14 protein-coding genes are annotated in these 12,799 nt (G+C 37.1%); 8 read left to right on the top strand and 6 right to left on the bottom strand.

The features are described from left to right. Positions 1-103 precede the first annotated feature (103 nt). Positions 104-1,021: a DsbA family protein gene (locus tag JO950_RS11495; RefSeq protein WP_202702768.1), complete on the bottom strand. Its 918-nt coding sequence runs from the start codon at positions 1,019-1,021 to the stop codon at positions 104-106. A gap of 164 nt (positions 1,022-1,185) precedes the next feature. On the opposite strand from JO950_RS11495, the gene JO950_RS11500 reads away from it, so the two are divergent. The 4 genes from JO950_RS11500 to JO950_RS11515 all read left to right on the top strand — a co-directional run bounded on the left by JO950_RS11500 (position 1,186) and on the right by JO950_RS11515 (position 3,280). Continuing rightward, positions 1,186-1,503, top strand: coding sequence for a helix-turn-helix domain-containing protein (locus JO950_RS11500; protein WP_202702769.1), 318 nt, complete (start codon positions 1,186-1,188; stop codon positions 1,501-1,503). A 196-nt stretch (positions 1,504-1,699) separates the two neighbouring features. Further along, a complete protein-coding gene (locus tag JO950_RS11505) occupies positions 1,700-2,098 on the top strand; it encodes a hypothetical protein (protein ID WP_237732342.1) in 399 nt (132 codons plus the stop codon). A gap of 90 nt (positions 2,099-2,188) precedes the next feature. Further along, the gene (locus tag JO950_RS11510) at positions 2,189-2,662 is read left to right on the top strand and encodes a TlpA family protein disulfide reductase (RefSeq protein WP_202702770.1); all 474 of its coding nucleotides are present in this window, start codon (positions 2,189-2,191) and stop codon (positions 2,660-2,662) included. Between the two features lie 3 nt (positions 2,663-2,665). Continuing rightward, positions 2,666-3,280: a thioredoxin family protein gene (locus JO950_RS11515; RefSeq protein ID WP_202702771.1), complete on the top strand. Its 615-nt coding sequence runs from the start codon at positions 2,666-2,668 to the stop codon at positions 3,278-3,280. A 326-nt stretch (positions 3,281-3,606) separates the two neighbouring features. Here JO950_RS11515 and JO950_RS11520 read toward each other — a convergent pair whose 3' ends face one another. Beyond that, positions 3,607-4,353 (bottom strand): AAA family ATPase, encoded by a 747-nt coding sequence (locus tag JO950_RS11520; protein ID WP_202702772.1) that lies wholly within the window; start codon positions 4,351-4,353, stop codon positions 3,607-3,609. 30 nt (positions 4,354-4,383) lie between these two features. Further along, positions 4,384-5,115 (bottom strand): YggS family pyridoxal phosphate-dependent enzyme, encoded by a 732-nt coding sequence (locus JO950_RS11525; protein ID WP_202702773.1) that lies wholly within the window; start codon positions 5,113-5,115, stop codon positions 4,384-4,386. Positions 5,116-5,297: 182 nt separating this feature from the next. Here JO950_RS11525 and JO950_RS11530 point away from each other — a divergent pair, with 182 nt between their 5' ends. Beyond that, a complete protein-coding gene (locus JO950_RS11530; RefSeq protein ID WP_202702774.1) occupies positions 5,298-5,531 on the top strand; it encodes a thioredoxin family protein in 234 nt (77 codons plus the stop codon). A 37-nt stretch (positions 5,532-5,568) separates the two neighbouring features. Beyond that, complete coding sequence (locus tag JO950_RS11535) at positions 5,569-5,832, top strand: DUF2024 family protein (protein WP_202702775.1); 264 nt, start codon at positions 5,569-5,571, stop codon at positions 5,830-5,832. 252 nt (positions 5,833-6,084) lie between these two features. Here the strand turns inward: JO950_RS11535 and JO950_RS11540 are convergent, their stop codons facing one another. The 3 genes from JO950_RS11540 to JO950_RS11550 are packed head-to-tail and all read right to left on the bottom strand — an operon-like array spanning position 6,085 to position 8,177. Continuing rightward, positions 6,085-6,378 (bottom strand): DUF3861 domain-containing protein, encoded by a 294-nt coding sequence (locus JO950_RS11540; RefSeq protein WP_202702776.1) that lies wholly within the window; start codon positions 6,376-6,378, stop codon positions 6,085-6,087. A gap of 18 nt (positions 6,379-6,396) precedes the next feature. Next, positions 6,397-7,131, bottom strand: a complete 735-nt coding sequence (locus tag JO950_RS11545; RefSeq protein WP_202702777.1) for a LytTR family DNA-binding domain-containing protein — start codon at positions 7,129-7,131, stop codon at positions 6,397-6,399. Next, positions 7,128-8,177, bottom strand: coding sequence for a sensor histidine kinase (locus JO950_RS11550; RefSeq protein ID WP_202702778.1), 1,050 nt, complete (start codon positions 8,175-8,177; stop codon positions 7,128-7,130). The genes JO950_RS11545 and JO950_RS11550 overlap by 4 nt, the downstream gene beginning before the upstream one ends. Before the next feature lie 267 nt (positions 8,178-8,444). Between JO950_RS11550 and JO950_RS11555 the strand changes: the two genes are divergently transcribed. Continuing rightward, positions 8,445-9,608 (top strand): efflux RND transporter periplasmic adaptor subunit, encoded by a 1,164-nt coding sequence (locus tag JO950_RS11555; RefSeq protein ID WP_202702779.1) that lies wholly within the window; start codon positions 8,445-8,447, stop codon positions 9,606-9,608. A 6-nt stretch (positions 9,609-9,614) separates the two neighbouring features. After that, complete coding sequence (locus JO950_RS11560) at positions 9,615-12,785, top strand: efflux RND transporter permease subunit (protein WP_202702780.1); 3,171 nt, start codon at positions 9,615-9,617, stop codon at positions 12,783-12,785. Positions 12,786-12,799 lie beyond the last annotated feature (14 nt).

Here is a 12,799-nt window from a genome sequence, read left to right on the forward strand (position 1 = left end):
ATTTTAGTACAAATACCCCTTTATAGAAATAACCGCTAAATTTTAGTACTTAGCGGCTATTGTCAATTCTATTGATTATTTGAACAATTGGTTTTAAAAGAGATTATTTTTTACCATACAGAACACCTTTTTTTATTGACTTTTTATTTAGTTCTCCTTTTTCAAATAATTGCTCCAGAATTGTATGGGCTTCGGCATAAGAAATATCCAGAATAACGGCATACTCTTTTGGCGCAAGAGTAGGATAAATTTCAAATAGAGCTAATGGGTGCTCAGTTGCTGTTTTTTTCTTTTTAGCGTCAGGAAACAGGGCTAATACTGCATTTTCATAAGAGGCATAAGGTTTAGAACCATAAACGGTTAATTGATTTTGGTTCCCATCAGAGAAAAACAAAGTAGGGAAGCCTCGTACGCCAAGACTTCTGGCATAGTTTAGATCTTCCTGAAAAAGTACTTTTGCTTCTCCTTCGTAATCCCATTTTAATTTTTTGATCTCTAAACCGGAAAGTTCAGCCGCTTCAGAAATGTTTTCCCATTTCGCAATATTTTTCCTTTCGAGATACAATTTCTCCCTAAGAATCCGTATAAACTTTACCGCTTTATCTTTACTCTGAATTTGCGCTGCTTTCATCGCAATACAAGATGGATAGGAAGAATCGAGTGGGTCTTCGAGCCATACATTTCCATCGATAGGCATTTCATAGTACAAACTTGCTTCTTCCCAGTGATGCGCGACATCTGATGGTTTGCTGATTCCGCCACTATTGTAAGACCAGTCCGGAAGTAAACCGCCCATTCTGTAATCAATATCGATATAATTGCCGTATTCGAGTTTTAGTTTTCTTAACTGAGGTTCAATTCCCCAACAGGAAGAACAGATGGGATCAGTATAATAAATAATTTTTATCGGTTTATCTGCTGTTGGAATGATGGCAGTTTCCTTTGCTTTTTCGTGAATTGGCATTTCGCAGGTTCCCGTTTCAGGATCACATAATAGTGGATTTGTTTTGTCTGTACTCATTTTTGAATTTATTTGTGATTGACAGTTTGTACTGCAGATCAGAATTAATAATAGCGACAGTCTTTTCATAAATAACTGTTTTAGATTTACGCTTCGGTTTAAATTTTATAATTTTACTGTAAAGTTCGTCCATCTTTAATCACAAGTCAATTAGTCTAAAAAATATGACTACAGCAAATATATCAGAAACGGAGAATGAATGCCCGGCAGAAGGGCTTTTAAAATTGCTTTCGGGCAAGTGGAAACCACAGATCTTTTTGCTGGCCGTTACTGGTCCTTTGCGTTTCAACGCACTTTTAAGAGAGCTTAAAGGAGCGAACAAACAATCTGTTGCAACGGCACTTCGGGAGCTGGAAGATTTCGGAATCCTGGACAAAAAAGTAGTTCGTTTAAAACCTTTGCATATCGAATACCATCTTTCTGAAAAAGGAGCATCATTAGTTCCGGTTTTCAAACAATTGGAGATTTTCTCAAAAGAGTAGAATAGTAAGTTTGATCTAACTTTAGAATAAAATAACATCTGTTGAGCGTAGTTATTTTTAAACGCATAGAAACATAGATGTAACACTTTCACAAAAGGCGTTTCACTTAGTTTAAAACATGCAGAGACTACTAGGTGTTAAATGATTTTTTTATTAATTACAACCAACGGTTTAGTATAATTAAATGATATAAACGATGAAAAAGCTATTGTTATTTTTTGTGTTGTTGTTTCAAATGGCTGTAATAACAGGTTACAGTCAAAGTACAGATCCTTCCTCTAAAAAAATTGTCGGAACCTGGTACGCCGATGCCAATCGAAATACAAGGTGGGTTTTTACTGCAGACGGAAAAGTTTTCAATTACGACAAAAATACTTTTAAAGTGATGTACCGATACACTATTTCAAACAGCTGCCAGAATAATTCAGATGATACACTCGAATTTGTAACGTTGATGGATAAGGACGGTGATGAATATTGTTTTAGAATAAACGCTATAAATGAGAACAAGAATGGCGTTTTATCGATGACGAATATGAGTAATATGGAAGCACTCTTGTTTGTTAACGACATCAACATCGTAATAACAAACTAAATTTATTTCGCATTAAACTTTTATTAACAAAAAGCAAATTGGCATTCGTTTATATTTGTAAGGCAAAAAAGAAAAATAGCACAAACAGGTATGAAAATCAATGTATTAAGAATTTTTGTTGTATTTGCTTTCTCCGTAAGCGGTTATAGTCAGAATGTAAAACTGTTAAACATCGATCAGCTGAACGAAAGAATTAAGAACGGCAAAGACAGTACTTATGTTGTTAATTTCTGGGCTACCTGGTGTGCACCCTGCATTAAAGAGCTGCCTCATTTTGAAAAGTTAAAGGCGGATCATAAATCAGATAAATTAGCGGTTTTATTGGTAAGTGTGGATTTTAAATCTAAGTTAAACTCAGCTGTAGTTCCGTTTGTGAAAAGAAAAAACCTGAAAAATAAAGTTTTTCTGTTAAACGAAAGCAATCCGCAGGAATATATAGACCGCATTGATAAAGACTGGTCAGGAAGCATTCCGGCAACCTTATTTATTAAAGAAGATAAAAGAAAATTTATTGAATCTGAATTTACCTATGAACAATTATTAACTGAATATAAAAAACTGTAAATTATGAATAAGTTTATTACTGCTGTGACTCTGTTTTTGTTTAATCTGCTGCTTTCTCAGGCTCAGAGTACAACCCTTAAAGCCGGCGAAACGGCTCCGGATTTTAAATTGAAAAACGTAGACGGAAAAGAAGTTTCCTTTGCCAGTTTTCCAAAAGCAAAAGGATACATCGTTGTTTTTACCTGTAATACGTGCCCTTATGCGGTAGCGTACGAGCAAAGAATAATTGAATTGGACAAAAAGTTCAAAGCTCAGGGTTATCCGGTAATTGCCATTAATCCAAATGATCCTGAAGTTTCTAAGGCGGATTCTTTTGATAAAATGCAGGAATTGGCAAAAGATAAAAAATATCCGTTTCCTTATTTATTTGATGCCGGACAAAAAGTTACCGATCAGTATGGGGCAAAACGTACACCGCATCTTTTTATCGTTTCTAAAACCGATAAAGGAAATGTGGTAGAATATGTAGGAGCAATTGACAGCGATCCCGAAGGAACTAAAACCGAAAAAACAAAGTATGCTGAAGAGGTGATCGCAGCATTAAAAAGCAATAAAAAACCTGCCGTTACACAAACTAAAGAAATTGGCTGTACGGTAAAAAGAAAAGCAAAAGCTTAATTTTCAATGATTTCACACTCATAAAAAAATATCTCAGCAATGAGGTATTTTTTTTATGGTATTTTTAAAGTAGAAGTTTTTTATTAAAAACGCTATAGTATCTCCTGTTTGCCCACGCCCTTTCAGGGCTATTTGTAGCATTAGTTTAGTTCATAGTGCGTTGCACTATGTTTGTGCTTTAGGGCTTACAGCCCTTTTTAACCGTTTCGAGTGTTTATATTAGAATGAAACAATTTTATAAATCAGAAGTAATAAAATGATGCTTCTATTTGCAATAAAACGCTAGAATATTAAGGAGTTACGATTGTTGATAAACAGAATGATTTTTAACAGTCCACAATATTCTCTACTGTTTCTGTTTTTTGTTGCTCCTGGAGCTCCAGTTCGGCAATAATTTGCTTTTTCATTGTGGTATGCACATAGTCTTTGGCTTCTGCATAAGATACATTATAGTTGCGTTTAATTTCCTGAAGATGAATCGGAAAATAAGCAAGCAGTTTATCATAATAGGCATTCAGTTGTGTATTATCGGGCATTTCAAATTTTAATTTGATTTGAAATCTTCTCAGCAAAGCTGTATCTATACTGTCGTAATAATTGGTTGCACAAATGAGTAAACTGTCTGCCGGAAGATAATCAATCAATTGAATGATCGTATTTACCAGGCGTTTCATTTCGGCAACATCTTTGTCCTGGCTGTCACGGCTTTTACCAATCTGATCAAATTCATCGAGAAATAAAACTGCTTTTTCACGAATTGCTTTATCAAACAACACTTTTACATTTTTAGAAGTTTCTCCAATTTTAGCATCGATTAGGGTACTGAGATTCACAATAACAATGTTCTTGTTTAAAGCGTTTGCAATGGCTTTTGCGGTAGTGGTTTTACCACAGCCGGAATGCCCGTGCAGTAGTATTTTGTTGTCTACTTTGAGATTGTACTTTTTTAATTCTTCGATGTATTTATGTTCTTTGATCGTCTGAATTAATACCGTTTTATTCTCTGTGCTAAAAAGTAAATCTTCCAGTGCTATTTTTTCGGTATCGTTTACAATAAGTTCGTGCAGATTCATTTGCGATTTTATTTGGTGCAAAATTAGACTTTATTCTGCAATATTTTCGTTCCAGATTTCTTTTCCTAAAAAGCGGTTTCCAAAAATTGAAGTTCCAATTCGTATCAGATTCGAACCTTCGGCAATAGCCAGTTCTAAGTCTTGTGACATTCCCATTGAAAGTTGTAAATTATTGATCCCTTCAATTTCGGCCGCGTAAATTTCATCTCTTGTTTTTCGAAGTAAACGCAATGACGGACGCATTTTTTCTTTTTCGACATCCAGCAATCCAATAGTCATTAGTCCTTTAATCTTAAGAGTTTCGTAACGTTTTATCTTTTGAATAAATGAAAGTACTTCTGTTGGAGGCAGTCCGAATTTACTTTCTTCAAATGAAGTGTTTAATTGTATAAAAACCTCCAGTGTTCGTCCTTCTTTTTGCAATTGCTTGTCTAATTCATTGGCCAAACTTAGTCTGTCGAGAGATTGAATACAAGTGACGTACTTAAGAACGTCTTTGACTTTATTGGTTTGAAGATGGCCAATAAAATGGCGTTCGATTTTTAAATCTTTTAGTGCCGAATTTTTATCACGGAGTTCCTGCATTTTGTTTTCGCCAATGAGTGTCTCTCCGGCATTGATCGCAATTTGAATGTCTGCTGCGGAAACGGTTTTAGTCGCCAGTAATAGTTTCACATCTGATACATTTCTGCCGGAACTTTTACAGGCATTCTCCATGCGTTGATGAACCTGTTTTAAGTTGAAAATTATATCTTCTTTCATGAGGCAAAAGTAGCGGTAAGCAGAAGTACTTAAAAGATCCAGTTTTTAGTATAAGTAATAGTCCAGATTGGATGTAAACTGGACCAGATTAGGACTATAAATGAAAAAACTGGATTATATAGCAGATCCTGAATCGAAGTAATTTTGTACAGACAATAAAGTCAAATTTAAAACAAATTAAAATGAGTAAATCAATTTTTTATCATGCCGGCTGTCCGGTTTGTATTAGTGCAGAACAGGATATTTTAAGTTTAATTAATCCTACTGAGGTTGAAGTTGTCGATCTGGGTGTCGATAAATCGAGAATTGCAGAAGCTCAAAAAGCAGGATTGCAATCGGTTCCGGCTTTGGTAACGCCAAACGGAAATGTGCTTCATATTAATTTTGGTGCTTCTATAGCAGATGTAATTGGATAGATTCACTGTGAGAGGTGAGATGTAAAATGTAAATCGTATGAAAATAGCAGTGTGGGATACCTATGTAACCCGAAAAGACGGAACAGTAATGCATTTTGATATTCTGGTTGACGAACGTACGGTTGATGAAAACCAGATTTTTGAATATGGCAAAAAGTATCTTAAAACAGTAGCACAGGAAGGGCAACCACTGACCTCAAAGGAATGCAAATTTTGTCATATTGACAAGGCTCCTGAGACTGTGGAAAGTCAGATTCTTAAACAGGGATTTTCGATTATCGAAATGGAGAACTGTCATTAACTGATTCTTTAGTTTGATATAAAAAAGGCTGAAACAACAACGTTTCAGCCTTTTTTATTGGTGTTCGTAAAAAAAAAAAAAAATGATTTAACGCATAGAAACATAGATTTTAGTCAAATAAAGAAATCAAAAAAGAAATTTATTTCTTTCACATAAGAGTCTATGCGCATTCAAACGAAGTGTAACGCCTTTTTTATAGATACAGAGCCTGTGTTTCTATGTGTTAAATGAATTACACCCGATACATTACTATTATAAACTTTTTAATTTTTTCATAAAAACCGGAAAGACTTCATTCAATTCTTCAAATAGAGGATTGTTGCGGTGCTTTAGTTTTATTTCGCTGAACAATTTGAGACCAAGTGCAAATTGGGTGGCTTCGTGTGGATTTTCAAACAGTTTTTTAGCCTTTATTTTTTCGATGATATCAAATATTTCATCATGATTGTCGAATTCTATTCCAAGTTCTTTTGCGGGTTCTGTTTCGCCGTTTGCGTATTCTTTTAAGCTTAAAGTCAGGTAATATTTGTTTGATCTTTTTTGCATGGTATTATTTTTTAACTTCTATTTCAACCATTTGTCTACAATGGTTTTAAAGGTTTCTTTGTATTGTTCACCAACCGTGATCTCGGTTTTATTAATGAATATGGAGTTTTTACTGATGGAGTTTATTTTGTCCAGTGCAACTATAAAGGAACGGTTGATTCGCATAAATTTTTGGGAGGATAGTTTTTCTTCGAGTGCTTTTAAAGAAATCAAAGACATTAACCCTTTTGGGGAATTTTCAAGATGTACTTTCACATAATCTTTGAGGCTTTCGATATACAAGATGTCTTTTAATGAAATTCGAACCCACTGGTATTCTACTTTCAGAAAAATAAAATCATCATCATCTGCGGTAATGGACTGAAATTGACCGGAGGCCTCTTCTGTTAATTGTAAAACTTTGCTGGCAGCTCTTAAAAACTCTTCATAACTAAAGGGTTTTAAAAGATAATCAACAGCGTTGACCCGATAGCCTTCAATAGCGTAATGATTGTAAGCTGTGGTGAAAATTATTTTCGGTAATGTTCCCTGCTGTTCCTGTAAAAGGCGGGCAAGTTCCATACCGCTTAAATTCGGCATATTGATGTCCAGAAAAATAATATCGGGTTGTTGTTCCCGTATCAGACTCATAGCTTCAATAGCATTATCACAGCTTTGAACCAACTGTAGAAAAGGAGTTTGTTCTATAAAAGTTTCCACCAATTTTAAGGCTAGCGGTTCGTCGTCTACTGCGATACATTTTAATACAATCATTGTTCTAAAGTTATTTGCAGGTTTACTTTATATTTTCCGTTTGGATCAATACCGGCCGTTAAACTGTGGTTGTCAGGATAGATAAGGTGTAATCGGCGTTTGGTATTGGTTAAACCAATTCCGCCCTGTTCTGTTGGAGCTGTTTTTTCGAAAAAAGTATTTTCTACTTCAAATTCAAGCAGGGTTCCGTTTTGTTTCAGCGCAAAATGAATCTCGCTTTTGTCTGTAGCATGTACACCATGTTTAAAGGCGTTTTCGACTAAAGGCAGTAAAAGCATCGGTACAATAGGATAATCCTGAATTTTTTCCGGAATATCACCAGTAATAGTCAGTTTACTGTTGGCACGTAGCTTCATTAAAGCAATAAAGTCCTTCATAAAATCTACTTCTTTCAATAAAGTTGTTCTTTCGCCTTCGGTACTGTAAAGCAGGTATCGCATCATTCGGCTTAAAGTATGAAGCGCATTACGGGAATCTTCAATATTGGTGTACGTAAGGGAGTAAATGCTGTTAAGCGAATTAAAGAAAAAATGCGGATTGATTTGTGCTTTCAGCATAGCCAGTTCGGTCATCGTTTTGTCCTGCTCCAGTTTTTGTTTGTGCTGAGCGGCTCTTTGCCAATGCAGCAACATGGCATAACTGGTACTGATGGCTAAAACCAGTAAGGTGAGGCTAAAAATATAGTTATCGAAATAGGTATTTCGGTATCGTTTGAATCGGATAAGCGCAGCCAGTTTGTTATGCAAATCGGTGTTGAGGTTGTAAAAATAGGATGCCAGCTGCATGATGAAAATAATCAATAGAATCCATAACAGGAAAGGGCCAATTTTGTCTTTAATGATGGTTTTTGGAACAATTACCTTGGCATTATAGTAAAAAATCGCAAGCATGAAAAGTAAAACAATGGTTTGCCAAATCCAGAATATAGGAGGAAGTGCTATATTCCAGGTCAGCGGAATATAAAACAGCTGCATATATCCTAATAATACCCAGGCCAGGATGTGTAATCCGGTAGACATAAACGGTTTAAAAAAATGGGGTTTCATTGTAAGTTGTGATTTTAGGGACAATATTACATTTTATTTGAACAGCATATAAAACCAATCGCTCAAAATAGATTTACAACCCGTAAAAACCATTTTAGAGTCGACGAGGCTGTTACAAAAATACTTATTTATCAGGGAACATCTTCCATCGGTTCTCATCTAATCTTTATCGATTGCAGGGGGCTTTTCGTCTATTGTAAAAATTTTGTGTGTTCTATTTCAGTTCTTTTGTTCCTTAATAAATAGATAATCATACAATCCATAAAAATGAACAAGCAATCTTTTTTAAGTATTCTAGCAGCATCTATTGTGATCACTTCGTGTGGAAACAAAAATGATAAAGCGGCTCAGGCTGGAGGTGCACCACAAGTTAAAGAATATAAAACGCTGACTTTAGAACCTAAATCGGCTACTTTATATACAGATTACCCTGCGAGTATTCAGGGGCAGCAAAATATAGAAATTCGTCCGCGGGTAGAAGGGTATATTGATAAGATTTTTGTTGATGAAGGCGCCGTGGTTAGGGCCGGACAGCCATTATTTAAAATTAGTGCTCCGGAATACGAGCAGGAAGTTCGCACAGCTGCCGCAAGTATCAAAAGTGCTCAGGCAAATTTAAGTGCGGCTAAACTGGCAGTCAATAAAGTAAAGCCGTTGGTTGAAAAAGGAATCATCAGTAAATACGATTTAGAATCGGCACAATATACTTATGAATCGGCTTTAGCAACACTGGCGCAGGCCAATGCCAGTTTGGTAAATGCGAAGACAAACTTGGGATATACAACAGTAACCAGTCCTGTTGACGGTGTCGTGGGCTCTATTCCATTTCGTTTGGGAAGTTTAGTGAGTTCTAATACCGCAGATCCTTTAACGACAGTTTCAAGCATCGGAAATGTATATGCTTATTTTGCAGTGAATGAAAAAAAGCTCCTGAACTTTACTCAGAATACAGATTCCGGAATTGCACTGGCAGAAAAAATTAAAAAGATGCCTGCTGTTTCTCTGCTTCTTTCAGATGGTACAGCTTACGGTGAAAAAGGACGTATTGAAACCGTAAACGGATTAATCAATACCGAGACGGGTTCCGTTACTTTCAGAGCACGTTTCCCCAATACAAAAAGTATCATCAGAAGCGGAAACAGTACCACAGTGAGAATTCCAAACGAAGTGAATCAAGCGATTATTGTTCCTCAAAGCGCCACTTTCGAGCTTCAGGATAAATTGTTTACCGTGGTAGTTGGAAAAGACGGGAAAACTAAAAATGCTAATATTACGGTTTTAGAAAATACTGCAGGAAATTATTATGTCGTAAAAAGCGGTTTGCAGAGCGGAGACCAAATTGTTCTGGAAGGTGTGGCAGCGCTTAAAGACGGAACAGAAATTAAAGCTCAGAATCAAAGTGCAGAAACGGTTTACGCGGATTTAAAATAAAAAGAAATGTTTAAAATATTCATACAACGACCGGTACTATCTACGGTAATATCGGTTATTATCGTAATCCTGGGGATACTGGGACTGGCCGCGCTTCCTATTGCGCAATATCCGGACATCGCACCGCCAACCGTGAATGTAGCAGCAAGTTACACCGGAGCGAATGCAGATGTGGTCCTGAAAAGTATCGTAATTCCGCTTGAAGAGCAGATCAACGGTGTAGAAAACATGACCTATATGACTTCTACGGCGACTAATGATGGTAATGCCTCTATAAAAATTTTCTTTAAAGTAGGAACCGATCCCGATTTAGCTGCAGTAAACGTACAAAACAGGGTTTCCAGAGCTACCAGTTTATTGCCGGTTGAGGTAACTCAGGCAGGGGTAACCGTAACCAAAAGTCAGAGTAGTAACTTATTGATTTTCTCTTTGTACAGTGATGATAAAGCCTACGATCAGACATTTCTTCAAAATTATGCTAAGATCAACTTAGTACCGCAAATTCAGCGTGTAGTGGGAGTAGGAGATGTTACCGTTTTCGGTTCAAGAGATTATTCGATGCGTATCTGGCTGAAGCCTGATGTAATGCAACAGTATAAATTGATTCCGAGTGATGTTTCGGCTGCTTTGGCAGAACAAAATATTGAAGCGGCACCGGGAAAATTTGGTGAAAACGGAGATCAGGCTTTTCAATATGTAATCAAATACAAAGGGCGTTTAACAAGCGCAAAAGAATTTGAAGAGATTGTCATTAAATCAGCCGGAAACGGACAATTATTGCGTTTGAAAGATGTGGCGAAAGTAGAATTGGGTTCTTTAAGTTATTCTTCGACCAGTACCACAAACGGACGCCCGTCTGTAGGTATTGCGATTAGTCAGACTCCCGGTTCGAATGCACGTGATGTCATTAATAATTCTAAAAAATTGATTGACGAAGCCGTAAAAACGTTTCCGAAAGGCATAAAGTATACCGTATTAATCAATGTCAATGAAAACCTGGATGCTTCAATTGAGAAGGTAATTCACACTTTGGTAGAAGCTTTTATTCTGGTTTTTATTGTAGTATTTATTTTTCTTCAGGATTTTCGCTCGACTTTAATTCCGGCGATTGCAGTTCCTGTTGCTATTGTTGGAACGTTCTTCTTCCTGAATTTATTCGGCTTTACCATTAACCTGCTGACGCTATTTGCGATGGTTTTGGCCATTGGTATTGTGGTCGATGATGCGATTGTAGTCGTCGAGGCGGTACACGCCAAACTCGACAATGGGTACAAATCGGCTAAGAAAGCTACTATTCATGCTATGAATGAGATTTCGGGAGCGATCATTTCGATCACACTGGTCATGGCAGCGGTATTTATTCCGGTAACCTTTATCACAGGTTCGACCGGGGTTTTCTATAAGCAATTCGGAATTACATTGGCGGTTGCGATTATTTTGTCGGCCGTGAACGCACTTACTTTGAGTCCGGCCTTGTGTGCTTTACTTTTAAAACCACATGCTGACGATCACAAACATCAAAGTTTTATTCAGAGATTTTATACCTCATTTAACGTTGCGTTCGACAATGTAACCGAAAAATACAAACGTTCTGTTCAGTTCCTTTCCATCAAAAAATGGATGGCACTGGGATCCATACTTATTGCTGCGGGAGCTTTGTTCTATATGATGAAAACGACTCCGTCTGCTTTCGTTCCGGCGGAAGATCAGGGTGTAGTTTTTGCCAATATCAGTTTACCGCCTTCGGCTTCTATGGAACGTTCTGACGTTGTAGCGAAAAAGGTCGATAGTATAGCGCACACCATTCCGGGTGTCGAAAATACCCTTCGTATCGTGGGTCAGAACTTTACAGCAGGTGCGGGTAGTGCCTATAGTATGGTAATTGTGAGATTGAAAAGCTGGGAAGATCGTGAGCTGAGTGTCGATGATGTAATTGGTCAGCTGTTTGCTAAAACGAGCGGAATTCGTGAAGCCAATATCTTCTTTATTTCCCCGCCAACGATTCAGGGATTTGGACAAAGTGGTGGATTTGAATTTCAGTTACAGGATAAAGGAGGTCACAGTACAGCAGAATTTTATAAAGTAAACAATGAATTTCTGGCCAAGCTTTCGGCACGTCCGGAGATACAATATGCTACGACACCTTTTAATCCGGGTTTCCCTCAGTACATGATGGATATTAATCTGGCAAAAGCAAAAGATGCAGGAGTTTCAGTCAATAGTATTTTATCAACCATGCAAGGTTATTATGGTGGATTGTATGCTTCCAATTTCAATAAATTCGGAAAGCAATATCGTGTGATGATTCAGGCTTCTCCGGAGTTTAGAACCAATACCGAAGGTTTGAACAAAATATTTGTCCGCAACAGCGCCGGAACCATGGCGCCTATTACCGAGTTCGTAAAAATGACCAGGGTATTCGGACCGGAATCTATCTCAAGATTTAACCTGTTTACCTCTATTTCAATCACGGGAGCACCAAAACCGGGTTATAGTTCCGGAGATGCTATTAAAGCGATTCAGGAAGTAGCAGCAGAGAGTCTTCCTGCAGGTTATGGTTATGAATTTTCGGGATTAACGCGTGAAGAATTAGCATCAGGAAGTGAGACGATCTTTATTTTTGTATTGTGTCTGGTGTTTGTTTACTTCCTGCTAAGTGCACAATACGAAAGTTATATCCTGCCTTTTGCTGTACTGTTCTCAATTCCGTTTGGATTGGCAGGAGCCTATTTGTTCTCGATTATTTTCAAGTTGAACAGTAATATTTATTTACAGATTTCCTTAATCATGTTAATTGGATTATTGGCCAAGAACGGGATTTTGATTGTCGAATTTGCACTCGAAAGGCGCCGAAAAGGATTGCCAATTGTACAGTCGGCTATTGAAGGAGCGGTAGCACGTTTCCGTCCGATTTTGATGACCTCTTTTGCTTTTATTTTGGGACTTGTTCCTTTAATGTTTGCTTCGGGTGCAGGAGCTGTTGGAAATAAATCCATTGGAACGGGTGCTGTTGGCGGAATGTTGATCGGTACCATTTTAGGAGTATTTGTAATTCCGGTGTTGTTCATCATTTTTCAGACATTGCAAGAGCGTGTGAGTGGTCCGCCAAAAGAAAATTATGATGATGAAGGTGACGATGAAGAGGAAGTGCAATTGATGGAAACTCACAAAGAGTAGTAATTTAATTTAAA

Origin of the sequence: Flavobacterium sp. UGB4466, assembly GCF_903469665.1 — a bacterium.
GTDB classification, from domain to species: Bacteria; Bacteroidota; Bacteroidia; order Flavobacteriales; family Flavobacteriaceae; genus Flavobacterium; species Flavobacterium lipolyticum.